The organism is Pseudoneobacillus rhizosphaerae (assembly GCF_917563885.1).
In the GTDB taxonomy this organism is placed as follows: Bacteria; Bacillota; Bacilli; order Bacillales; family Cytobacillaceae; genus Pseudoneobacillus; species Pseudoneobacillus rhizosphaerae.
On sequence record NZ_CAKJTG010000021.1, the window covers coordinates 60,206 to 83,190 of the forward strand.

Below are 22,985 nucleotides of genomic sequence, written 5' to 3' on the forward strand. Positions count from 1 at the left end.
CCTCTTTTTTAGAATTGATAACAAAGGTTACTTAATGTTCCAAACTCATAGTTTCGAAAAAGGACTTTAGCATTATCTAGTGAATCAGCACTTCCCATCGCAATGTAAAGTGGAACGAAATGCTCAGCTCTTGGAACAGCCATTTGAGCATGTGGAGCCAATTTTTCATACTCAAATAGGTCATTAAGTTGATTATCTTTGATTTTTCCTATTAGCCAGTCATCAAATTCAACTGCCCAAGGTTCAGGAGTTGATTGCCCCCATTTGATGATTCTTAAATTATGAACCGTAACACCACTACCAATGACTAAAATATCTTCTTCACCAAGACCACGTAAGGCTTTTCCAATCTCATATTGTTTTTCTGGATGCAAAAATGGATTGACTGAGATTTGGACTACTGGGATATCTGCCTTTGGAAATAATCTGCGTAACAGCGTCCAAGATCCATGGTCAAGGCCTCTAGTCATATCCTTACGTACAGATATTCCTTGTTTGATAAACTTTTCTTCAATTATATTGGCTAATGAAGATGAACCTTTTGCTGGGTATTTTATTTGATACAGCTCATCAGGGAATCCATAAAAATCGTAGATGGTTTCATACTGCTCATCGGATGATGAAATTGTAAGGACATCACTCTCCCAATGTGCTGTGAAAATAACTATTGCCTTTGGTTGTAGTGTTTTACCGAATTGTTCAAGAAATCTAGTATATTCCTTATCCTCAATCGCATTCATTGGTGATCCATGTGCTAAAAATAATGATTGCATATTTTTCCCTCCAGACATTTAGTTACTTACTTTATGTAAGTTAGTATAATTTCATAATTTAAATACGTCAAGTAAGTTTTTTTCAAAACATAAATATGTTATTAAAAATAAATTTAGGTTATAATAAAGTATGAGAGGTGATGTGAAATGGACCAATCTTCTATATTATGTCCACGATTTGCAAAAGCGATGAAAATGATGGGTCAACGATGGACAGGTTTAGTTATTTATCAGTTACTCACGGGTCCCCAACGTTTTTGTTCAATCGAATCTTCCCTCCCAATCAGTGGAAGACTACTATCAGAACGACTTAAGGAACTAGAACAAGAGGGAATTGTAAAAAGGGAAGTTTTCCCTGAGACACCTGTGCGGATTGAATATTCATTGACTGAAAAAGGAATGGCCCTAGAGCCGTTACTGAGAGAACTTGAAAAGTGGTCACAAAATTGGATCGAAGTTGAAAACTAGACTGTTAGTTTATATAGATTAATTTTGAAAAGGTGTTCAGTATTGGATATCCACCTTTTTTATTTGACTAAATAAATACAAAAAAGCCGGCTCAAATTAAATTTGAGCCGGCTTTTTTTAATTATAAATCGTTTGATGTTTGTTAGGATTGTACTTCGTGATTCTAGTTGTGCTGATCTTTGTGACCTTTATGGTCTCCATGGTGATGACTGTCGCTATGGTGTCTTTTAAAAAGTCCATGATGATGACCTCTATGAGGGAAAAGGTCCATTTCCTTTACTTTATCTGAATGGTTTGCCATTATTTCATGGAATATTTCTCTCGTACTCTTATTCTTTGTATCAACTCCAAGTTTTTCTGCTGCCTTTAGGACTCGCTTTTCCCAAACTTCATGAGCTAAATCACGTAGCTCTTTACCTTCTGTTGTGATTCCCAATTCCTTTGCTTGCTTTTTAATTTGGGCTTCGTACACCTCACGCGATAGTTCACTAAGTTCTTTTCCTTTTGTACTAATTCCAAGCTCTTTGGCATCTTTTTTAAGTTGCGCTTCTCCTACTTCTTTGGCTAAGTCTTCTAGCTTTTTACCTTCAGTCGATATCCCTAATTCTTTTGCCTCTTTTTTTACTTGAGTTTCAAATATTTCCTTTTTTAATGCATCCACAGTTTTTCCTTCAGTTGAAATACCTAATTCTTTTGCCTTTTTGTTTAGATAGACTAGGATAATTTCATCCTTTAAGGAATCTGCATCTTTACCTTCAGTTGATATGCCTAACTTTTCCGCATGTTTTTTCAAATGGGCTAAACGAACCTCTTTAGCCAACGTTTCATGATCCTTACCTTCTGTTTTTATACCTAATTTTTCTGCCTCCTTTTTAAGAAATTCGGCATCCTCTTCTATACTTCGTTTGTGGCCATGCTTATACTCTCTTACTTTAACCTCATCTGGAGTAGTAGTGTTATTTATGGCTGCAAAAACTGGAATAGTCCCAACAACACCAACAAATAACGCGCCTGCTACCAACAAGCCTAAAAACTTTTTCTTTAACATCCTAAATCCTCCTTAATGGTTCAGTTATTTACAGAGATAGCATGCCCAACTATTATGAATAAACTATGAAAAAACTATTGCAATACCTTTAACTTTTGGTTAATAAATTTTCAACCTCATAATCTTCCTTTAATTCTTTTATCCAAGTTGTATATTCGGCTTGGATTCTTTCATCAAATAATGTCTTTTGTATTTCTTCTACATGTTCTTCATAAACAGCATCCTTAGCAGCCTTTTTATCGTGAACCTGAATAATATGGTAACCAAATTCAGATTTAACAGGGTCACTGATTTTATTTTCTGCTAAAGTAAAAGCTACTTGCTCAAACTCAGCTACCATATCACCTTTTGTAAAATAACCTAAGTCTCCTCCATTTTCTGCATTAGAAGTATCAGTCGAGTATTCTTTTGCCAACTTTGAAAAGTCTTCTCCTTTAGCGAGCTTTTTCTTTACTTCCTTTGCAGTTGCCTCATCTTTTACCAATATATGACTTGCTTTAACTTGTTCGGGCTCATTGTATGAGGCTTTGTTTTCTTCAAAATACGTTTTTACTTCTTCATCAGTAATCTTAATTCTTGGTTCTAATAATTTCTTAATCGTTATATACTGATTTACTTCCTTCTCAATATCTGCCTTTTTCATGCCGTTTTCTTCAAGAGCTGAATTGAACGCATCTTCTCCGCCATAAGTATCAATAAGTGCTTGTAGTTCAAAAGCTTTTTCTTCATCCGTAATCGTTACTTTTTCTTTTTTACTTTCTTGCTCTATCATTTTGTTTGTTATTAATGTATCTAAAGCAGCTGTTCCATATTGTTCCACTAGCAACTCATTTAATTCCTCTTTACTAACCGTCTCACTACCTACCTTTGCAACCACATTATTTTTTAATAATAAAATACTAATTATAATTGCAGCTACGAGAACGACAAGCAAAGTAGTTAGATAAATGGTTTTAACTGTTCCCTTTTTTGAAACTATATTCTGATTATCCAATTCATTTCCCCCTTTTTGCATGTATCTATCTTACCGATTAAATATGAACAAACTATTAACAAGTTTTGAATAGCCTATTAAGAAATGTGGAAGCCCCTTGGTCACGGAAAAATGGCACTAAATTTTTTACAGCCCAAACAAGTATAAGAGGCTCTGGACAATAAAAAAAGGAAGCCAAATGATCTGCTTCCTTTCATCCCAGCTTTCAATTTATTCTGTTCGATCGTTACTTTTGAGTGTTAATTGGATTGTAGTCAATTTTCCATTCCGATATAATTTTATGGTAGCCTTTTCTCCCACTTTTGTTTTGGAATAAAGATACTTTCTTAAATCCCCAGGGTTCTTAATCTCCTCGTTATTAATCGAAACAATTACGTCTTCCTGTTTTATACCAGCTGAGTCTGCCGTAGAATTTGGATCAACAAAGGTGACAATCGCACCATCAACAACTGAGTTTGGAAGGCTTTGTAAATACTCTCTTGGAACTTCGTCAAGACCCGCCAAACTAACACCTATATACGGTCGTTCTATTTCCCCATTTTCGATGATTTCATTTACAATTGGTAGTAAATCATTGCTTGGAATTGCAAATCCTAATCCCTCAATGCCACTTACCGATATTTTTAAGCTATTAATACCAATTAATTGTCCGTTAGTATTGATTAAGGCTCCACCGCTATTTCCAGGATTTATCGCGGCATCCGTTTGGATAACATTTAGTTCCCACTTACCCGCTGATGTTGAAACTGGTATGCTACGGTCTATTGCACTAACAATTCCTTGTGTAACTGTACGAGACAAATCTAAACCTAGTGGATTTCCTATAGCTAGCACCTGATCTCCAGGTCGAAGTATAGACGAGTCCCCCATCTCCAGTATGGATGTTGCGTATTTCGAGTCAATTCTTATAACCGCTAAGTCAGTTAAGGCATCTGCCCCTACTAATTCAGCTGTTGTTTTTTCACCGTTATAAAGAGACACTTCAATTTTTTTTGCTCCTTCAATGACGTGATTGTTGGTTATCACATAAGTACTTTCAGGAGTCTTTCTAAAAATAACACCTGAGCCAGAACCACTTTCAACAGCTTGTGTATTTCGTGAGAAAAAATCGTTTTGATCTTGGATATTTGTAATTCCTACAATCGCCTTTGAAGCATTCTCAACGATGTCAGCAAGAGAACCACTTGTAGTCATTTTAGTTGAAGTTTGGATTGGTGTAATTGTAGACTTATCCGTCACATTGGTTAAGGCTTCTCCCGACTCATTATTTGCTACTGGATACATTTTTTGAAAAAAATCCGTTTGTGGAATCACCGTTAAGGTAAGTACAGAGCCAATCATACCTGCTGCGACTAAGCTTACAAATCCCTTAAATTTTGATGCTGAACTCTTTTTCTCTTGTATCGTTTCCTCGTATCGACTTTGGTTTTGCTGTAAGTCATTATAGTCATTCATTTTTATTTCCTCCTTTATTTATTCGTTCTCGTATCCTTCTAATATCCTTATTTTAGCCAAAAGGTATGACCAAATTATGAACAAACTTTTACGAGACTTAGAAATTTCAGAGAAGGAAATAAGGAATTTTTACCAAATCACTTCAATTTCCGAAAGGATTTCGACAGTTTTTTGTTGAATTAATGTAAGATGTCAGCATACTAGAGAAGCACAAGGAGGGACAATCGTTGATTTTAACGAAAAAAATAGTTAAAAGTGTCATTACATGGCTGATAGCGTCTTTATTTATCATTGTAATTATTTTAATGCCAAGAGATGTAACCTACGATACAACTGAGGCCGGAGTATTTCAGGATGCCCATTATGTCTATTCCTTTGAAAAACATATGCAATCTTTTAAAGATTTTTTTACTTTTATAAAAGAAAACAAGTCACTAGGAAATTATAATTCCTATTACACAATCGAAGATATTTTAGTTGAATCGATTCCAAAAAGTTTCATGATTGTCCTATTAGCTTTATTACTAGGATTTATTTTTGGCTTATTTAAAGGAATGATTGACTACAGATTATCCATAAGTAGTAGATGGACAATCTTTGGTAAAGGAAGCACCTGGTTTTTCTTATCTATTCCTGACTTTTTTATCGTCATATCACTGCAATTAGGGCTCATGTTTTTATACGATATCGGACTATTTCCATATGTCGATGTTTTCGGAAGTGACAAAGTTGATAATTTCATTATGGCCATTATCTATTTGATGATTTATCCCCTTTTTTACATCTCAAAGGTGGTTTCAACATGCTTTGAAGCTGAGGAAAGAAAAGACTATATTCGAACAGCCAGATCAAAGGGTATTTCGTATAATAAAATCCTCTATCTTCATGTTCTCTGGAATTGCTGGATTACGATTCTGACCAATTTAAGCACAATCTCTTTGTACATGTTATCCAATCTATTTATTATCGAAAAATTTATGGGGTATAAAGGGGCTGGTTATTATTTCTTTAGCGCCGTAACTCCTGGAGCCATGGTTTATGTTGGTGGTGGACGAGATTTAGGACTTGCTAATATGGCAATTGCTTTTACGCTCATTTTCACCTTATTTATTTTAATTGTTCATATCATTAGTCATATTTCTATCTATATATTAGATAAAAAACGAATGGGGGAAACGGCATGAGAAATATCCCTTTAGTCGTAGGATGTATCTTTTTTTTCTTTCTGTTATTATTTGCAATGGTTGGACCCTCTCTACCTTTTATTGATAGCGAGCTAAAGGAGGAGATTATGAGAAAGGACGAATCTGGAATACATATCCCGCCATATCCACCAGGTAAAGTTAACTGGCTGGGCTCTGACAATAAGGGTCGTGACCTACTAAGCTTACTCGTGATTGGAACAAAGGAAACACTACTCGTTGTTTTTTGTGCTGGTGCGTTAAGATACCTCTTAGCCATCCCTTTAGGTGCAGGTGCTGTATTCTCAAAAGTACTATTAAGGATTCTGAATGGTTGGAATTACTTATTATCCTTCATTCCACCGATTTTCTTAGTGGCCCTTTTTCTAGGGATTCCGTTCATTTACTTTTCTAAACATCTATTCTTCTGGTTTTTAATTATTATCGCTATTGTTGAAGTTGGCAGAGTAGCTGAAATGATTAGAAGCCAAATTGTCCACCTATCTGGCAACCAATTTATTGAGGCAGCCATTACAAGTGGGACAACTAGCAAAGGACTTTTAATGAGGCATTACTTTCCACATTTAAGGCCCCAACTAATCCAAAATTTTGTATCTGATCTTGCTAGAGTATTATTTTTAATGGCTCAGCTTGCAGTTGTACAAATATTTATTAGTAGGGATTTCATTTCACAACTAGGTGGAGGCTATTTAGCCAATAATACATCGATTGCTTATCCAGGATTCTTGCAAACCATCATGAGAGATATGTGGACCCATTCATGGATTCCATATTCTACTGTGTTGTTTATTTCGTTTATGATTATCACCTTCTATTTACTAAGTGAAGGAATTAAAATTTGGTATAAAAAGAAATATAGGTTCCTTAGCTAAAAAAGTCGCAGAGCTCTGCGACTTTTTTAAATAGGTATTCTTATTGTGAATTTTGTCCCTTTGTTAGGTTCACTAGTAACTTCTATTTCTCCATTGTGTAACTGGACAAGTTTTTTAACGATTGAAAGTCCTAAACCAAATTCACCATAGGGATTAGTAGTCCTTGAGATGTCTGCTTTATAAAATCGTCGCCAAATATTTTCAATTTCCGCAGGACTAATCCCAATCCCTGTATCCTCAATTTCTATAATCGTTTCTTTGTCTCCTTCTCGTCCTCTTAACCAAACTATTCCATTTTCAGTGAACTGTATACTATTTTTGGAAATATTCATAATGATTTGCACAAGACGATCATAATCAGCATGTACCATCACAACTTCATCGACATCAATAAGTAATTGATTCCCTTTTTCCTCCGCTAACATGTCTAATTGATCTTTAATAATTTCAAAGGCTTCTAATAATTGAATGTCCTCTTTCATGAGTTGGACTTGGTTTGACCTAATTTTTTCATAGTCTAGATTTTCGTTAACAAGCCTTATTAATCTTTTCGTTTCCTTACTCACAAGCTGTATCCCTTTTTCTTTTTCACTTTCAGCAATCATATTGTTTCTTAATCCTTCAATAACTCCACTAATCGTTGTCAATGGGGTTCTAAGTTCATGTGAAACATCGGCCATAAACTGTCTTCTGCGGTTTTCAAGGCTCTCTATTTCTTCATTTGAAGCGTTTAGCTTAGCAACCATGTCATTAAAGTCCTCTGCTAATTCGCCGATTTCATCAAAATTTGAAGAGGCAATTTTAACCGTATAATCACCTGCAGATACTAATGAAGTTGCCTCTTGAATTCGTTTTATTCGATTGACATGAAGACGTGAAAGCACCAAACTTAATAAAAATGACACTCCCAATGCGATTAACACAGTATAGAATAAATATTGGTTAATTTGTGAGATGACTTCTCTTGAACCACTTATCGGTGATGTAAGTAGGATTCCGCCAACTAGCTGTTCATCCACCAAATAAGGTAAGGCCACTAACGATACATCTTGTTCAAACCGTTTTAGGTCTTGTTTTACTACAACGGTTTCACCCTTGGTGATTTTGGTCCATTCTTCCACCGTGATTTTAAACCTTGGTCCTGTTCGCTCACGCGGAAACAGGATTGTTCCATTTTGGTCAAAAACACTTAATAGAATATTTCTACCACTTAAAACATTATGATACTGTACCAAAATATCATCCGGGTTAATCCTTGGATCTTGAAAATCATTTATTACATTCTGACCAAATGAAGTCAGTTCTTCCACCTTGTTTTGATAGACTAAATTTTCAATATAATGAGCAAATAACAAGCTTAATATAAGGAATGCAACAATGATAATACTAATATGACTTAAAAATTGCTGATAAATATACTTAATTTTCATTCGTTTCTACCAAAGATTCATCAAACTTATAGCCAACTCCCCACACTGTATGGAAAAATGGCTGTGTTGGCGTCCCAATTTTTTTCCGTAATCGCTTAATGTGTACATCTACGGTCCGTTCATCCCCATAAAATTGATAGCCCCAAACTCTTTCTAGTAGCTGGTCTCTTGAAAACACTTGACGGGGGTGCTGGACAAAATAATATAGTAATTCAAATTCCTTTGGTGTTAAGTTGGGAATTGGGACGTTATTTAGTAAAACCTCTCTAGTCTCTTTATTAATTTTAATAAATTTCGACTCTATACCGAAAGATTCCAGGCTATCCGAGTTAGATTTATTGTATCTCCGAGCAACTGCCTTAATCCTTGCCATCAAGGCAAGCGGACTAAAAGGTTTCGTTACATAATCATCGGCACCCATTTCCAATCCTAATACTTGATCCGATTCACTATCCTTTGCAGTTAGCATGATAATCGGAATCGAATTATTTTCTTGTCTTATTTTCCGACATAGACTAACCCCATCCATTCCAGGTAACATCCAATCAATGATAAGTAGATCCCATTCTTCTGCCTTGAAACGGCTATAACCGTCTAGCCCATTGTTTACGAATTCACCGCTAATCCCTTCTTTTGAAAAAAACATCTCCACCATCGAACAAACACTTTCATTATCCTCTATCATTAAAATTCTCATTTATATGTGCACCTCTTTAACTGCTTTCTATTTAGCTCTTTTCGTAATTTTTGTTGCTGTTTGAAACTAATAAAAACCTCAAATCCTGTTGAGGATGGCATCTTCTTGAACAAGGAAAAGAGCACGAAACCTAAATTATATACGGGAATTAACACAAGTTCGAGAAACAACAATCTCTGCGAAAAGGCTTTCTATTTAAATTAAATGATGATTTGGACAGAATATCAACTCATTTACGCTTTTTTAATCGTTTCTTACAGGTTTGGTCATAGTTTTTTCATAATTGAAATAATGAACCTAATTCCCCCAGTTACCTATGTTAAAATAAATAATAATATTCATTGGAGTAGAACTTTTACTAGTTGGAGGGGATTTCATGGGAAAAATCACGGTCAAATCATTACTAGAAATTTTATTTGTTTCTTTTAGGCTAGGACTTACTTCATTCGGTGGACCTGTTGCGCATTTAGGCTATTTTCATGAAGAATATGTTCGTAAACGGAAATGGTTGGACGAGAAAGGCTATGCAGATCTTGTTGCTTTGTGCCAGTTCTTGCCTGGACCAGCTAGCAGTCAAGTTGGCATTGGCATAGGGGTTATTCGGGGTGGAATCGCAGGCGGAATCTTGGCATTTCTCGGATTTACTCTTCCTTCAGTTATAGTTTTAATATTATTTGCACTTTTTCTTCAAGGCTATGAAGTAGTAGAGACCGATGCCATTCATGGCTTAAAAATTGTAGCCGTGGCCGTTGTTGCCCACGCAATCCTTGGGATGTCCCAAAAATTAACCCCTGATATTCAGAGAAAAGCACTTGCCTTGTTTGCCTTAATTGGGACATTGCTATGGCAAACAGCCTTATCCCAAGTAGGAATAATTATTATAGCTGCAGGAGTTGGTTACTACCTTTTCAAGAATAAGGATAAGGGGAGCGGAGTAATGACTCATGTACCCATTTCCCGTATTTTTGCCTATACCTGTATAGTACTATTCTTTGGACTACTCATATTCCTTCCTATTTTAGCAAAAATCACAGCTTTTGAGTGGCTATATATGTTTGATAGCTTTTATCGAGCTGGCGCTCTTGTTTTTGGAGGAGGACACGTTGTCTTACCATTATTAGAAAGAGAGTTTGTCCCAACAGGTTATATTAGTAAGGAAGTTTTCTTGGCTGGATATGGAGCGGCTCAAGCAGTACCAGGTCCATTGTTTACATTTGCTGCTTTTGTAGGTGGTACCATGAAGGGGTGGTTTGGTGGGCTTCTTGCCACTTTCGCTATTTTTCTACCTGCCTTTTTATTAATCTTTGGTACGTTACCTTTTTGGAATGCATTAAGAAACCATCCGAAAATTAATGGCGCTTTTAGTGGGGTTAATGCTGCCGTAGTTGGAATTTTAATTGCATCCTTTTATGGTCCAATTTGGACAAGTTCTATTCTATCTTCCACTGATTTTGCTTTAGCAGCATTCTTATTCAATATGCTTGCTTTTTGGAAAACACCACCGTGGATTGTTGTGCTAACTGGTGCTTTTGGAGGATTCCTTATATCGATTATCTAAGGTAAGCATTTTTATGCTTACCTTTATTTTTTATTCCGATTGATTTACTGAAAATTATTTTTTATTGTGTTGACATTACGATAATCCCATCATATAATTTATCTCAAGGTCACGTATCTCGAATTTGAGATAACCGAAATCAAATTATATTTTATTGGAGGAATACAAAATGACAAATACTAAATGGGCTTTAGATCCTGCACACAGCAGCGTTGAATTTTCTGTTAGACATATGATGTTCGCGAAGGTGAATGGAGCTTTTAATAGCTTTACTGCATCCATTGAAGCAAATCCGACTGACTTAACAACAGCAACTATCGAGTTTAATGTGGATTTATCAAGTGTTGATACTCGTAATGCTGATCGTGACAATCATTTACGTTCTGGCGATTTCTTTGATGTTGAAAATCATCCATCGATGACTTTTGCTTCTACTCATATTGTGAGAACTGGTGAAGGCGTATACGATGTAACAGGTAACTTATCTATTCATGGTGTAACACGTCCAGAAACTTTCGTTGTCACTTTTGAAGGTCAAGGAAAAGATCCATGGGGAAATGAAAAGGTTGGATTTAGTGCTGAAGGCAAAATCAAACGTAGCGAATTTGGCCTTACTTGGAATGCTGCTCTAGAAACAGGTGGAGTTCTAGTTGGAGATGAAATTAAAGTAACTTTAGTGATTCAAGCTGCAAAAGAAGCTTAATTTCTAATACAATAGTAAAACCCTTTATTCCGATGAATAAAGGGTTTTTATTTTTATGTTAATACCGATAAATGTTAAATTCAGGCATCCGTTTTCCTTGTATTAAAGCAATTAACCAAGGGACAAAAATCAAGATAAGCATTAACAATGCTATGAGTATTTCGGTAAATGTGCTTTTTTCTGTTCCAGTAGATTTCATGTATTGCTGAAAGAAATCTTCTGCTTGTTTGTTTTGAATCACGTTTTGACTTGTTAAAAATTCTCCTTTGTCCGCATCATAAAAGTACAATTCCTTTTTATCAAAAGTAAAAAGATTCCCTCGAATCTCTTGAAACTTTGCCAATCCGACTATGAGATTTGCTTGATACTTCTCGAGTTCCTGTTCATTTGCCTCCGTTTTTGGGTCATCTTGTTTGATTACCTTAGTAACTTCCCCTTGAAATGAAAGGGTCTCTTCAAAGGCAACCGTGTTTTTATGATAGTAGGCATTTTCTGTTTGAAGTTTTTCTTCTAAATCATTCAGAAAATGGTTTGAATTCGCAAAAACCGAACTTGAGAAAATGAATAAAAAGAAAGCTAAACATAAAACCGTAACTCGCCTCACACTTATTCCCCCTCTAAAATCTCTTTTGCATTTTACAATTTAAACCATGTTAATACTAAAATATGATAAAGAGCTTATTTCATGAACATTTTATTAGTAATAGCTACCTTTTAGCGCATTAAAGGAGTCGGGGACTGTCCCCCGATGCTTTAATGCGCTAAAAGGTTGTATAATCCTGCCTATTTTAATTAAAAATAAGGAGGTCTTTGTTATCCTATTTAAATTGATTGGATGTGAGTTTATGGACCAAACATTAGGATATTTAAGAGAGACATTGTCAAACTATACGGATCAGTATTCGATTGGTCAGAAAATTTATGAAAAAGTAAAACAGCAACAGTACACATCTGAGGGAAAGTTTGTTAGAGACCTATCGCCAGAGGAAATTGATTTCCTCAATAAAATTCTTCCTGATGAAATTCAATACGCGAAGGATGAGCAGGATGAAAAACGCGCTCATGAGTTGAACGAAGTATTTGAATTACTGTATTAATTTTTTAAATGTGTAGCTCGAACATGCCCACAATATTTTTCAAATGGAGTGAAACGAATGAAGAAGGATACACCGAACAATGATAATTTAAAACTCGCTGGAAGGGATTATCAGGTTGAAGATTATAAACGAAATGATCAGCTATCTTCTGGCCTAGCTACTTCTCACGAGCAAGTAAGTGATTCCTATATGGTAGGGGAAGTTGATTCCCTTATTGGAGACGTAAATGGCAAAAATATTGCCATTGTGCCAGATGAATTAAAGGAAAAGTAGTAAAAAACTGCTTCCTCATTTTAGTAAACCGTTCCGTTTTGAGGTGCATAACGGAAATTGACATTATCAGAAATGGCATACGAATCGATGTATGCCATTTTCCTTTTCATTTCTTAATCTTTACCAGTGTAGTTAAATTAAGCGGAGATTTTCCGATCAAGCAATGCAAAATGCCCCATTTTGACGTTTTTTGTGTAAATAGTCGGAATCCTTCCGTCTATATAACCTATTTTCTGTGCTATTTCGTAATTAAGGGAATTTTCTTCGCTTATCTATTAAACCTTGCCTAATTCCACCATCTAGATCCTCCGAGGTTCACTCTTTATTGGCAAAGAACTTTAATAAATGAAAAAGGCGTGTCAAATCTGTTGTCAGATTGCACGCCTTTTTCATTGTCATTTATACGTTATGCACCTCAAAACGGAACGGTTTAACCTTTTAGTGGAAAGCTGTTTTTTATTTTACTTTTTGTCATTATCCTTCTCAACATAAGGATCATGTTCATACGCCGGTAAATCACCAAAGGCAGTCATTATTCCTTCTTCATCTAAGGCTTGTTCATATTTTTCATGTTGAGTATTTGGATAAACTGTAATGTTATTTCCATACAAATCGTTTCCAACAAAATTTTCAAAATCTTCCACATAACCAATATTCTCATCTGGTTCAATGTTCATATCATTATAATGGCCATGGGGGTCTGCAAAATCAGATGGTGTTTCGGATGTGCCCCATGATGCTACTTCCTGCCATGCATCCTCTGCATCATAACCAACATTTTCATCTTTTTCATCCATATCAAACTTACCAAACGGGGGCATTAAAACGCCTTCTTCAAGTGGTCGTTTTTGTGAAATATGCTGATCTGGACTATGTTCCTTACAATAAGTCGTCGTTGGTAATGCTTCAAGGCGCTCAATTGGTATCTCGCCCCCGCAAACCTCACATTTACCGTAAGTCCCCTTTTCAATTGCCTCTAAGGCATGGTTTACATTCGCTATTTCAAGCTTAGCATGTTCCTCTAAGGCAATATCCTTTTCCCTCTCAAAAAGCGCTGTCCCTTCATCAGCAGGGTGATTGTCATAGCTTGATAATTCACCCATGGATTCATGATAGTGTCCTCTATCTAAACCGAAGTTGTCGTTTTGTTTTAAACTTTCCTCTACACGACTTTTTTCATCCAATAAATACGCCTTTAATTCTGAAAGTTTCTGTGATGAAAGCATTTTTTTACCCCTTTCAATATCTCAGCTATAAACCTATATATTTTTATTGTTCCGTTACCTGCAATTAACATTCAAATAAATTTTTAGGATAGAAATGGTCCTCTTGCAAAGAATAACGATAAATAATTCTTCTAAAGGAGATTCCCATATGGTAAATCAAGACTTCGATAAATTTCGTGAGGTACAAAAAAAACATCAAGCTGTTTATATTGGGGGTACAAATGGTTCCCAGCAAACTCCTGGAATAAACGATGAGAACTACAATAATCAAGAAGATACTGATAAATCAGTTGGAGCAACTGGCCGCAACTTAAAGGGATAAAATGCAAAAAAAAGATTAAAGGGGAGTTTTTAAGCCCCTTTAATCTTTTATTTTTCCATTATGCCCAAGAAGCACCAACGATAATGAGAAGGATGAATAATACTACGATTAATACGAATGTTCCACCATATCCTTGACCGCCGCCGTATCCATAGCCACAGCCGCCGCCGCCGTATCCAAACCCGTACATTTAACTACACCTCCTTTAATATAGAAAACCATTTCCATATTAATATATGTAGGACACCTAAATTGGTTAGGGTATTTTCGAATTTAATTGAAAAATAAGGCTATTTTTGTAAAGTTAGTTGTTTTTCGTAGATTACGATCTGATTCTGGCTCGATTAGTCTTAGATGGACCAAAGCTGTCCGAATGAGACCCCGATTCAGACGCAATCCCCCTTGAATGGACCTAAGCTGTCCGAATAAGCCACTGATTCGGACAACAAAGTTTACGAAAAAAATCAAAAATAAAAACCCACCTGATAAATTAGTCAGGGGGTCACCAAGGAAATATACCTTCTCTTCTTAAATCAACAGAAGAAAAATATTGTTCGTTGAATTGTGGAATAAATGATTTATTAATCATGTCTAATCCCCCGGATGCGTAGGTAGGATCTTGTTCTATCCAGCTGTTTGATATTTTCACTTCATTCCAGGCATGACCTTCACCATACACTACTCTTGCTTCAATCCCAATAGAACGATGTAGAGCAGCATTAAGATTAGCATATCCGGAGCATAGAGCCTGCTTATCTCTTAGAGTCTCTAGTGACGAATAGTACCTAGGGTTTGATGGATCACGGAAATACGATTCCGCATCATAAGAAATATTGGTGGCCACCCATTTAAAAATAGCTTTAGATTTTTCTTCATTTGTTTTCAATCCCAGCGTTAACTCAGTAGCAAGCTGTTGAATTTCTGGATGATGACTTTGAACAAGTTTACTTGGAAGAATATATTCGCTAACATCTGTAAAGGAAAGAATGGAGTTAACTATCCTAGTAAACGCAAAGTGCTCATTTGTTCTAAATAAACTAAACTTTTGAAGTAGGCTTTGAGACAAGTCTCCATTGGAAGCGAATGCTGGTGAGGCTTTTAAACCACCAATCAATAAAGTTAATGTTATCGTGATGATAATCCATTTTCTATTCAAGTTAATCCTCCGATCCTTTATGGTATTTTAATAAAAGAACTATTGTTAAACTAAATAGTATTTGTATAGTGTTAATTGGGCGAATTAGAATATTCATATATTCAGATATTAAATATTATACAACTTTTGTTCACGAATTCGCCACTTTTTAGTCACTATTTTGTCAATTTTTATTTTAACAAATCAAGTTCATTAGAAATTCCAATTATTGTTCATAATAAGAAAAGCATAAGCGCCCGTTTAGCAGCGTATGGACTGGATGGACAACTTTCAAAGTCAAAAAAGATATACGTACTTATCTATTAAAGACAGAATCTTTTCGTTAGGTGGTGAACCATGCATCATTCTTTGTACATCTTTTTTTTACGGCTCCCTCCTTTGCTTAGAATATTACTAATAGCAATAACTCTTATTTTATTGTTTGGCTGGATTATCCATCTTATTGAGCCGAATAATTTCACTAGCTTGTTTGATGGTATTTGGTGGGCTATTATTACCACTTCTACAATTGGATACGGCGATTTTGTTCCGAAAACCTTTATGGGGAGATTAGTAGGTATTGTCCTTATCTTCATTGGTGCAGGTTTTATTTCGACTTATTTTATCAGCCTTGCAACCTCAGCCATTTCCAAACAAAATCATTTTGTTGAAGGGAAGCTTACCTTTCACGGAGGAGGGCATATCATCATTATTGGATGGAATGAGCGATCCAGAGAAATTATCGAATCAATAATCAATAATGTTGAGTATAAAAATATCGTCTTAATTGATGAGACGTTAAATGAGAATCCATTACCTGGAAAATCAGTCCATTTTTTGCAGGGTCGTCCCTCAAAGGATGAGGTATTGCTAAAGGCCAATCTAAAGTCCGCTAAAAAAATATTAATAACTGCAGACCAGCATAAGGATGAATACCAGGCAGACATGAATAGTATTTTGGCCCTACTCGCCATAAAAGGGTTATGCCCTGAAATAACTTGTGTCATCGAAATTTTAACCTCGGAACAAGTTGAGAATGCTAGACGAGCTGGTGCAAATATCATCATAGAAACGAACCAGATTGTAAGTAAAAATATACTAGACAAACTTTGAGACTTTCTTCGACACATTAAAAAGCACTGGATTCCCAGTGCTTTTATGTAGTGTAGTTATTTTATTCAAGTGCACTTTCGAGTTCTTTTACTAATTCTTTCCCTTTAGCAATATCTTTTTCTGGGAATGTTCCATCCTTGTCTACAGGTTCTTGGAATTGGTTGAAGGCGGCAGACGCATTTCCTATTTCAGAATGGTCATGATCAATTCCTGATTCATATACATGAGATAATAAAAACGGTGTTTGTAGTTCCACTGTACAGTTACGGGAATCAAGCTGTCCATCAATCGCCTTAAATGGAACTCTTAAAAATTGATAACCTTCTTCATCATCTATTTTGTAATCAAAAGAACCGTGATCATAATCCCAATTTCCACCTATGCTATATCCAATGGGCTTTAATATCTGTTCCAGTTTATAAAGATCATAATGCTTTCCTACAATTGTAGATGAAATTTCAATCATACTCTTCCCTCATTTCCCTTTTTGCTTATAGTTTCTCCACTATTAGGTTTTTAATGAGGGAGAAAAAGAAAAAGAGTGCGAAAAAGAAAATATCCGCACTCTTTTTTATTATGAATTTAAACGTTTTTCTAGCTCTGCCTTCTTCTCTTCGAAACCTGGCTTGCCTAGTAGAGCAAACATATTCACTTTATACGCTTCAACCCCTGGTTGATCAAATGGATTGACACCAAGTAGGTAGCCGCTCATTGCACAGGCTTTTTCAAAGAAATAAACTAGGTATCCAAATGTATATTCGTCCATCTTTGGAATTGAAACGATAAGGTTCGGTACGCCTCCGTCTGTATGGGCAAGCAGTGTACCTTCAAACGCCTTATTGTTAACAAAATCAACGGTCTTTCCTGCTAAATAGTTTAAGCCATCTAAATCATTTGCTGCCTCTTCTAACACTAACTCATGTCTTGGATTTTCAACTTTAATAATTGTTTCAAACAAATCACGACGACCATCTTGGACATATTGACCAAGTGAATGAAGATCAGTTGAGAAGTTAGCAGAAGCAGGGAAAATTCCCTTTTGGTCTTTCCCTTCGCTTTCACCAAATAATTGCTTCCACCATTCAGAGAAATATTGTAATCCAGGTTCATAGTTAATTAGCATCTCAATCGTTTTGCCTTTGTTGTAAAGAGCATTTCTAACGGCTGCGTATTGATAGGCAATGTTATCCTCTAGCTCAGATTCACTAAATTCCTCGCGTGCCTGTGCAGCTCCCTTCATCATTTCATCAATGTTTGCTCCACTTACAGCAATTGGAAGTAAACCAACTGCTGTTAATACAGAGTATCGTCCACCAACATCATCTGGAATAATAAAGGATTCAAATCCTTCTTCAGTCGCTAATGTTTTCAATGCGCCTCTTGCTTGGTCAGTTGTGGCATAGATGCGTTTTCGAGCCTCTTCTATTCCATATTTCTCTTCTAGTAATTTACGGAAGAGACGGAAGGCAATCGCTGGTTCTGTTGTTGTTCCCGATTTAGAAATAACATTAATTGAAAAATCTTTTCCATCCAAAAGATCAATCAAGTCCTTCATATAGGTGGAGCTAATATTGTTTCCAACAAATAAAATTTGTGGAGTTTTACGCTTTTCTTTTGGTAAAGCATTGTAAAAGCTATGCTGAAGCATCTCAATGGCTGCACGTGCTCCTAAATAAGAACCACCTATTCCAATAACAAGTAGGATATCGGAATCTGATTTAATTTTGTCAGCTGATTTTTGAATGCGTGCAAACTCTTCCCGGTCATACTCATCGGGAAGATCAATCCATCCTAAATAGTCACTTCCTGCACCTGTTTTTTCATGTAAAGAGTGGTGAGCAACTTTAACAAAATCACGTAAATATGTAAGTTCATGTTCTCCAAAAAAAGATAAAGCTTTTGAATAATCAAAACGAACGTGTGTCATCTATTTATGAACCTCCGTTTATTTTAGTATCATTATCACTTTATACAAACTAGAAATGATAATCAAGGTTTAGCCCTTTATGTAAGCGCGTTCAATTATGAGCAATTTTCTACAAAAAAATGCTCCACCGTAAAAAAGTGGAGCATTAGCAAAATTTTTTAGAGTGAAGCCTTGTAAATTTCTAAAACATCCTCACGGTTCAGCTTTTTAAAATTACCAAATTCTCCGTTTACCATTGCTTTATCTGCCATTTCTTCCAATTTAGTATTGTCAATTTCATAGTCAGCTAACCGACTAGGTGCTCCAATACTGGACCAAAATTCACGAAGCTTTTCGACTCCTTCTAATCCTGCCTCTTCATCCGATTTCCCGGTTGGATCTATCCCAAAAACTCTAACAGCTAGTTGTTTAAATCTTGATGGATTTTCATTCAGCGAATGCTTCATCCAATTAGGGAAAAGGATCGCTAATCCACCTCCGTGTGGGATGTCATAAACAGCTGAGACTGCATGTTCGATATTGTGTGTAGCCCAGTCACCACGAGAGCCCATTGACAGCATTCCATTAAGGCCAATTGTTCCACAATATAGAATAGTTTCTCTCAGTTCATAGTTTTCCAAATCATTGACTAACTTTGATGCTGCTTCCATTACCGTTAGTAAAGTTGATTCACAAAAACGGTCCTGTAACAACGTATTTTCTCCAATATGAAAATATTGTTCGAATACATGCGACATAATGTCAACTATTCCATAGATGGTTTGATCTTTTGGAACAGTAAATGTATTGGTCGGATCAAGTATTGAAAATTTTGGAAACGTAAATGGACTCCCCCAGCCATATTTTTCTTGTGTTTCCCAATTCGTAATGACAGAACCTGAATTCATTTCTGATCCTGTAGCGGCCAATGTTAGAATCGTACCAAAAGGAAGTGCCTCCTCGGCGAAAGCCTTTTTCACAACTAAATCCCAAGCGTCTCCGTCATATTTAGCCCCTGCTGCAATAAGCTTAGTACAATCAATAACGCTTCCTCCACCAACAGCAAGAATAAAATCAATTCCTTCCCTTTTGCATATTTCAACTCCTTTACGCGCAGTTGAAATTCGAGGGTTTGGCTCCACGCCAGGTAACTCAAAAACATTAGCATCTAAATCCTTTAGGATGGATATTACTTGATCATATAGACCGTTACGTTTAATGCTTCCACCACCGTACACAAGTAAAACCTTAGTACCATATTGCGGAATTTCTGTTTTCAATTGTTCAATTTGATCTTTACCAAAAATCAATTTTGTTGGGTTCCAATATGTAAAATTTTGCATGTTTATCACACTCCTCAAATTTATTATGAAATAAATACTATTATTTTGCAAAAGGTGAGCCTTTAAATTTTAAAACCCATTTATTAATGCATAAAATAAATTTTTTAAACCATTCTAATAGGGAATTTACTTCTTAGGAGGCAATTATATGAGCATGATTCAACGACTTGCATTAATACTTACTATCATTGGCGCTATAAACTGGGGCTTGATTGGCTTTTTTGGGTTTAATTTAGTCGCATCACTTTTTGGTGATAACACAGCTCTCACTCGAATCATTTATAGCCTGGTAGGGCTAGCAGGTTTAATAAATCTTGGTTTACTGTTCCTAGTAAGAGAACGGTATGATGAAAGAGTACCGGAAACAGAAGGTCGATAATAAAAAATAATCCTTGCAGACAGTTATCTGCAAGGATTATTTTTTTATATTATACCCAGCCTCTATAACGCGCAGCCTCTGACATTTTGCGAACGCCTACCATATAGGCAGCTAGACGCATGTTCACATTTCGTTGCTGCGCTGTATCGTATACATTATTAAAGGACTTCACTAACATTTTTTGGAGCTTTTCATTAACTTCTTCTTCACTCCAATAATAACCTTGGTTATTCTGAACCCACTCAAAGTATGATACTGTTACTCCACCAGAGCTTGCTAATACATCAGGAACAAGAAGGATACCACGTTCAGTAAGAATCTTTGTTGCCTCTAGGGTAGTAGGTCCATTTGCTGCTTCTACGATAATCGTTGCTTTGATGTTATGAGCATTTTTTACCGTGATTTGATTTGAGATAGCCGCTGGTACTAAAATATCACAATCAAGCTCTAACAACTCTGCATTTGTAATTGTATTTTCAAACAAGTTTGTAACTGTACCAAAGCTATCACGTCGATCAAGTAAGTAATCAATGTCTAATCCGTCTGGATTGTATAACGCCCCGTATGCATCGGAAATACCAATAACCTTTGCACCTGCATCATGCATAAATTTCGCTAAAAAGCTCCCTGCATTTCCGAAGCCTTGAACAATTACGCGAGCACCTTGAATTTCAATACCACGTTTTTTTGCTGCTTCCTCAATACAGATGACAACACCTTGAGCAGTCGCTTTTTCACGACCTTGTGAACCCCCAAGCACAATAGGCTTACCTGTAATAAATCCTGGGGAATCGTTCTCACGAAGAATGCTATATTCGTCCATCATCCAAGCCATAATTTGTGAATTTGTATACACATCTGGTGCTGGAATATCTTTTGTTGGTCCAACAATTTGGCTAATTGCGCGAACATACCCACGGCTTAAGCGCTCTAGCTCACCCATAGACATTGTACGTGGATCGCAAATGATTCCACCTTTTCCCCCACCATATGGTAAGTCAACAATTCCACACTTCAAGCTCATCCACATAGATAATGCCTTAACCTCTTCTTCATCCACTTCTGGGTGGAAACGAACCCCACCTTTTGTTGGTCCTACTGCATCATTATGCTGTGCACGATAGCCTGTATAAATTTTTACGGACCCATCATCCATTCTAACTGGAATTCGAACCGTTAGCATTCTTAATGGTTCTTTTAATAACTCATACATTTCTTGATTGTAACCAAGCTTTGATAATGCTTCATTAATGACTACCTGTGTAGAAGTTAACAAATTTAATGACTCTTCCATTTGTTTGTCATCTTTCATCTCTGATACACCAACTGTCCCCATAATGGCACCTCATTGTCCAATGAAAATATTATACTACCATATTTTATTATAGAGCTTAATTTCCCTTTTGAACATGTTTATTTAGTAAGAATTTTTTGGATACGCTCAATTGCCCAATCTAGTTCATCTTTTGTAATGATTAGAGGAGGTGCAAAACGAATTACTGTGTCATGTGTTTCTTTACACAACAATCCTTCCTCTTTTAATTCTTCACAATATTTTCTTGCAGGTTCATGAAGCTCTAGCCCGATAAAGAGACCTCGACCACGAATTTCCTTAATGATAGGGTTCGATATTTCTCTTAATTTACTTACAAAGTATTCTCCTAATTCGAGAGAACGTTCAGCTAGATTTTCTTCTACTAAGACATCCATTGCTGCAATCGATACAGCACATGCCATAGGGTTTCCACCAAAAGTTGATCCATGTGAACCAGGATTAAAGACACCTAGAATCTCCTTGTTTGCAACAACGCAAGAAATTGGGAATACCCCACCGCCAAGTGCTTTTCCTAGAATATACATATCAGGTTCAACATTTTCCCAGTCACATGCAAACATTTTTCCAGATCGAGCTAATCCCGCTTGAATTTCATCTGCTATGAAAAGGACTTGGTTAGTCTTACAAAGCTCTGACGCTGCTTTTAAGAAGCCTTCTTCTGGAATGACAATTCCTGCCTCACCTTGAATTGGTTCAATTAGGAATGCAGCTGTATTTGGTGTAATCGCCGCTTTTAAAGCATCAAGGTCGCCATACGGAATTAATTTAATTCCAGGAAGCATTGGACCAAAGCCACGCTTATATTCTGCCTCAGATGATAAGGAAACAGCTGTCATCGTACGTCCATGGAAGTTTCCAATACAAGCAATAATTTCAGCCTGATTATCTTCTACACCTTTTATATCATAAGCCCAACGACGAGCGGCTTTTATAGCAGTCTCAACTGCTTCAGCACCCGTATTCATTGGAAGTGCCATCTCTTTATTAGTTAGCTTACAAATTTTTTCATACCATGGTCCAAGTTGGTCATTGTGAAAGGCGCGTGAAGTTAAAGTTACACGATCTGCTTGGTCCTTAAGTGCTTGAATAATTTTAGGATGCCTGTGCCCTTGGTTAACAGCGGAGTATGCACTTAACATATCCATATATTTTTGCCCTTCAGGATTTTCCACCCAAACCCCTTCAGCCTTGGAAATAACAATCGGTAGCGGATGATAGTTTGGCGCACCAAACTTTTCCGTCTGTTCAATAATTGAAGTTGATTTCAAATAATCTGTCATGAATTTATATCCTCCCTTTCATTAATCGCTTTTCTTTACCCCTTTAAAGTGGTGGGGGACTGTCCCCCATCCCTTTAAAGCACTAATACATTTCAGAAGTTGTCTTTCCTTGCATATGTTGTAGTAGGTAGTCTGGACCACCTGCTTTTGAGTCTGTACCGGACATGTTGAAGCCTCCAAATGGTTGGTAGCCAACGATTGCGCCTGTACAACCACGGTTGAAGTATAGGTTTCCAACATGGAAATCTTCGCGTGCTTGTTGGATTTTCTCACGGTTACGTGTGATTACTGCACCCGTTAAGCCGTATTCTGTGTTGTTTGCAATTTCAATTGCATGATTAAAATCATTAGCCTTGCAGATACCAACAACTGGTC

Annotated in this window: 27 protein-coding genes; 10 read left to right on the plus strand and 17 right to left on the minus strand. The window is 36.3% G+C overall.

Annotated elements, in window-relative coordinates; genetic code table 11:
- Positions 1 to 8: 8 nt before the first annotated feature.
- Positions 9 to 773 (minus strand): DODA-type extradiol aromatic ring-opening family dioxygenase, encoded by a 765-nt coding sequence (locus LRP83_RS16725; RefSeq protein WP_230497836.1) that lies wholly within the window; start codon positions 771 to 773, stop codon positions 9 to 11.
- Between the two features lie 147 nt (positions 774 to 920).
- Between LRP83_RS16725 and LRP83_RS16730 the strand changes: the two genes are divergently transcribed.
- Positions 921 to 1,241, plus strand: a complete 321-nt coding sequence (locus tag LRP83_RS16730) for a winged helix-turn-helix transcriptional regulator (protein ID WP_230497837.1) — start codon at positions 921 to 923, stop codon at positions 1,239 to 1,241.
- Positions 1,242 to 1,404: 163 nt separating this feature from the next.
- Here LRP83_RS16730 and LRP83_RS16735 read toward each other — a convergent pair whose 3' ends face one another.
- The 3 genes from LRP83_RS16735 to LRP83_RS16745 all read right to left on the minus strand — a co-directional run bounded on the left by LRP83_RS16735 (position 1,405) and on the right by LRP83_RS16745 (position 4,738).
- Positions 1,405 to 2,289, minus strand: a complete 885-nt coding sequence (locus LRP83_RS16735; protein ID WP_230497838.1) for a hypothetical protein — start codon at positions 2,287 to 2,289, stop codon at positions 1,405 to 1,407.
- A gap of 88 nt (positions 2,290 to 2,377) precedes the next feature.
- Positions 2,378 to 3,283, minus strand: coding sequence for a peptidylprolyl isomerase (locus LRP83_RS16740; protein ID WP_230497839.1), 906 nt, complete (start codon positions 3,281 to 3,283; stop codon positions 2,378 to 2,380).
- A gap of 210 nt (positions 3,284 to 3,493) precedes the next feature.
- A complete protein-coding gene (locus LRP83_RS16745; RefSeq protein WP_230497840.1) occupies positions 3,494 to 4,738 on the minus strand; it encodes a S1C family serine protease in 1,245 nt (414 codons plus the stop codon).
- A gap of 227 nt (positions 4,739 to 4,965) precedes the next feature.
- On the opposite strand from LRP83_RS16745, the gene LRP83_RS16750 reads away from it, so the two are divergent.
- On the plus strand, positions 4,966 to 5,922 hold the full coding sequence (locus tag LRP83_RS16750; protein ID WP_230497841.1) for an ABC transporter permease subunit: 957 nt from the start codon (positions 4,966 to 4,968) through the stop codon (positions 5,920 to 5,922).
- Positions 5,919 to 6,812, plus strand: coding sequence for an ABC transporter permease subunit (locus LRP83_RS16755; RefSeq protein ID WP_230497842.1), 894 nt, complete (start codon positions 5,919 to 5,921; stop codon positions 6,810 to 6,812). Before LRP83_RS16750 ends, LRP83_RS16755 begins: the two co-directional genes overlap by 4 nt.
- A gap of 26 nt (positions 6,813 to 6,838) precedes the next feature.
- Here the strand turns inward: LRP83_RS16755 and LRP83_RS16760 are convergent, their stop codons facing one another.
- On the minus strand, positions 6,839 to 8,242 hold the full coding sequence (locus LRP83_RS16760; protein WP_230497843.1) for a sensor histidine kinase: 1,404 nt from the start codon (positions 8,240 to 8,242) through the stop codon (positions 6,839 to 6,841).
- Positions 8,232 to 8,939 (minus strand): response regulator transcription factor, encoded by a 708-nt coding sequence (locus LRP83_RS16765; RefSeq protein ID WP_230497844.1) that lies wholly within the window; start codon positions 8,937 to 8,939, stop codon positions 8,232 to 8,234. Before LRP83_RS16765 ends, LRP83_RS16760 begins: the two co-directional genes overlap by 11 nt.
- A gap of 376 nt (positions 8,940 to 9,315) precedes the next feature.
- Here LRP83_RS16765 and chrA point away from each other — a divergent pair, with 376 nt between their 5' ends.
- Both chrA and LRP83_RS16775 read left to right on the plus strand, forming a co-directional pair.
- Positions 9,316 to 10,497 carry a chromate efflux transporter gene (chrA, locus tag LRP83_RS16770; RefSeq protein ID WP_230497845.1) on the plus strand — a complete coding sequence of 394 codons (1,182 nt, stop codon included), beginning with the start codon at positions 9,316 to 9,318 and terminating at the stop codon, positions 10,495 to 10,497.
- Positions 10,498 to 10,666: 169 nt separating this feature from the next.
- Complete coding sequence (locus tag LRP83_RS16775) at positions 10,667 to 11,200, plus strand: YceI family protein (protein WP_230497846.1); 534 nt, start codon at positions 10,667 to 10,669, stop codon at positions 11,198 to 11,200.
- Between the two features lie 58 nt (positions 11,201 to 11,258).
- Here the strand turns inward: LRP83_RS16775 and LRP83_RS16780 are convergent, their stop codons facing one another.
- Positions 11,259 to 11,804, minus strand: a complete 546-nt coding sequence (locus tag LRP83_RS16780) for a hypothetical protein (RefSeq protein ID WP_230497847.1) — start codon at positions 11,802 to 11,804, stop codon at positions 11,259 to 11,261.
- A gap of 241 nt (positions 11,805 to 12,045) precedes the next feature.
- On the opposite strand from LRP83_RS16780, the gene LRP83_RS16785 reads away from it, so the two are divergent.
- Positions 12,046 to 12,297 carry a sigma-G-dependent sporulation-specific acid-soluble spore protein CsgA gene (locus LRP83_RS16785; RefSeq protein WP_230497848.1) on the plus strand — a complete coding sequence of 84 codons (252 nt, stop codon included), beginning with the start codon at positions 12,046 to 12,048 and terminating at the stop codon, positions 12,295 to 12,297.
- Between the two features lie 57 nt (positions 12,298 to 12,354).
- Entirely contained in the window at positions 12,355 to 12,570 is a 216-nt protein-coding gene (locus LRP83_RS16790) for a YozQ family protein (protein ID WP_230497849.1), read from the plus strand.
- A gap of 461 nt (positions 12,571 to 13,031) precedes the next feature.
- Here LRP83_RS16790 and LRP83_RS16795 read toward each other — a convergent pair whose 3' ends face one another.
- Positions 13,032 to 13,796, minus strand: a complete 765-nt coding sequence (locus LRP83_RS16795) for a TraR/DksA C4-type zinc finger protein (protein WP_230497850.1) — start codon at positions 13,794 to 13,796, stop codon at positions 13,032 to 13,034.
- Positions 13,797 to 13,944: 148 nt separating this feature from the next.
- Here LRP83_RS16795 and LRP83_RS16800 point away from each other — a divergent pair, with 148 nt between their 5' ends.
- Positions 13,945 to 14,118, plus strand: a complete 174-nt coding sequence (locus LRP83_RS16800) for a hypothetical protein (protein ID WP_230497851.1) — start codon at positions 13,945 to 13,947, stop codon at positions 14,116 to 14,118.
- A 58-nt stretch (positions 14,119 to 14,176) separates the two neighbouring features.
- Here the strand turns inward: LRP83_RS16800 and LRP83_RS16805 are convergent, their stop codons facing one another.
- The 3 genes from LRP83_RS16805 to LRP83_RS16815 all read right to left on the minus strand — a co-directional run bounded on the left by LRP83_RS16805 (position 14,177) and on the right by LRP83_RS16815 (position 15,274).
- The gene (locus LRP83_RS16805; protein ID WP_230497852.1) at positions 14,177 to 14,308 is read right to left on the minus strand and encodes a YjcZ family sporulation protein; all 132 of its coding nucleotides are present in this window, start codon (positions 14,306 to 14,308) and stop codon (positions 14,177 to 14,179) included.
- Positions 14,309 to 14,391: 83 nt separating this feature from the next.
- Positions 14,392 to 14,586 (minus strand): hypothetical protein, encoded by a 195-nt coding sequence (locus LRP83_RS16810; RefSeq protein ID WP_230497853.1) that lies wholly within the window; start codon positions 14,584 to 14,586, stop codon positions 14,392 to 14,394.
- Positions 14,587 to 14,620: 34 nt separating this feature from the next.
- Positions 14,621 to 15,274: a transglutaminase domain-containing protein gene (locus tag LRP83_RS16815; protein WP_230497854.1), complete on the minus strand. Its 654-nt coding sequence runs from the start codon at positions 15,272 to 15,274 to the stop codon at positions 14,621 to 14,623.
- Positions 15,275 to 15,610: 336 nt separating this feature from the next.
- Here LRP83_RS16815 and LRP83_RS16820 point away from each other — a divergent pair, with 336 nt between their 5' ends.
- On the plus strand, positions 15,611 to 16,366 hold the full coding sequence (locus tag LRP83_RS16820) for a potassium channel family protein (RefSeq protein WP_290369571.1): 756 nt from the start codon (positions 15,611 to 15,613) through the stop codon (positions 16,364 to 16,366).
- Positions 16,367 to 16,427: 61 nt separating this feature from the next.
- Here LRP83_RS16820 and LRP83_RS16825 read toward each other — a convergent pair whose 3' ends face one another.
- From LRP83_RS16825 to LRP83_RS16835, 3 genes are all read right to left on the minus strand, one after another.
- A complete protein-coding gene (locus LRP83_RS16825) occupies positions 16,428 to 16,832 on the minus strand; it encodes a YugN-like family protein (RefSeq protein WP_230497856.1) in 405 nt (134 codons plus the stop codon).
- A 108-nt stretch (positions 16,833 to 16,940) separates the two neighbouring features.
- Entirely contained in the window at positions 16,941 to 18,293 is a 1,353-nt protein-coding gene (locus LRP83_RS16830; protein WP_230497857.1) for a glucose-6-phosphate isomerase, read from the minus strand.
- A gap of 158 nt (positions 18,294 to 18,451) precedes the next feature.
- Positions 18,452 to 19,615: an iron-containing alcohol dehydrogenase gene (locus tag LRP83_RS16835; RefSeq protein WP_230497858.1), complete on the minus strand. Its 1,164-nt coding sequence runs from the start codon at positions 19,613 to 19,615 to the stop codon at positions 18,452 to 18,454.
- 148 nt (positions 19,616 to 19,763) lie between these two features.
- Here LRP83_RS16835 and LRP83_RS16840 point away from each other — a divergent pair, with 148 nt between their 5' ends.
- Positions 19,764 to 19,994: a DUF378 domain-containing protein gene (locus tag LRP83_RS16840; RefSeq protein ID WP_230497859.1), complete on the plus strand. Its 231-nt coding sequence runs from the start codon at positions 19,764 to 19,766 to the stop codon at positions 19,992 to 19,994.
- Between the two features lie 49 nt (positions 19,995 to 20,043).
- Here LRP83_RS16840 and LRP83_RS16845 read toward each other — a convergent pair whose 3' ends face one another.
- From LRP83_RS16845 to LRP83_RS16855, 3 genes are all read right to left on the minus strand, one after another.
- Positions 20,044 to 21,288, minus strand: a complete 1,245-nt coding sequence (locus LRP83_RS16845; protein WP_435531369.1) for a Glu/Leu/Phe/Val family dehydrogenase — start codon at positions 21,286 to 21,288, stop codon at positions 20,044 to 20,046.
- Between the two features lie 119 nt (positions 21,289 to 21,407).
- Positions 21,408 to 22,610 carry an ornithine--oxo-acid transaminase gene (locus tag LRP83_RS16850; RefSeq protein WP_230497861.1) on the minus strand — a complete coding sequence of 401 codons (1,203 nt, stop codon included), beginning with the start codon at positions 22,608 to 22,610 and terminating at the stop codon, positions 21,408 to 21,410.
- Positions 22,611 to 22,692: 82 nt separating this feature from the next.
- Positions 22,693 to 22,985 (minus strand): aldehyde dehydrogenase family protein (locus LRP83_RS16855; RefSeq protein WP_230497862.1); only part of this gene is annotated, 293 nt, incomplete at its 5' end.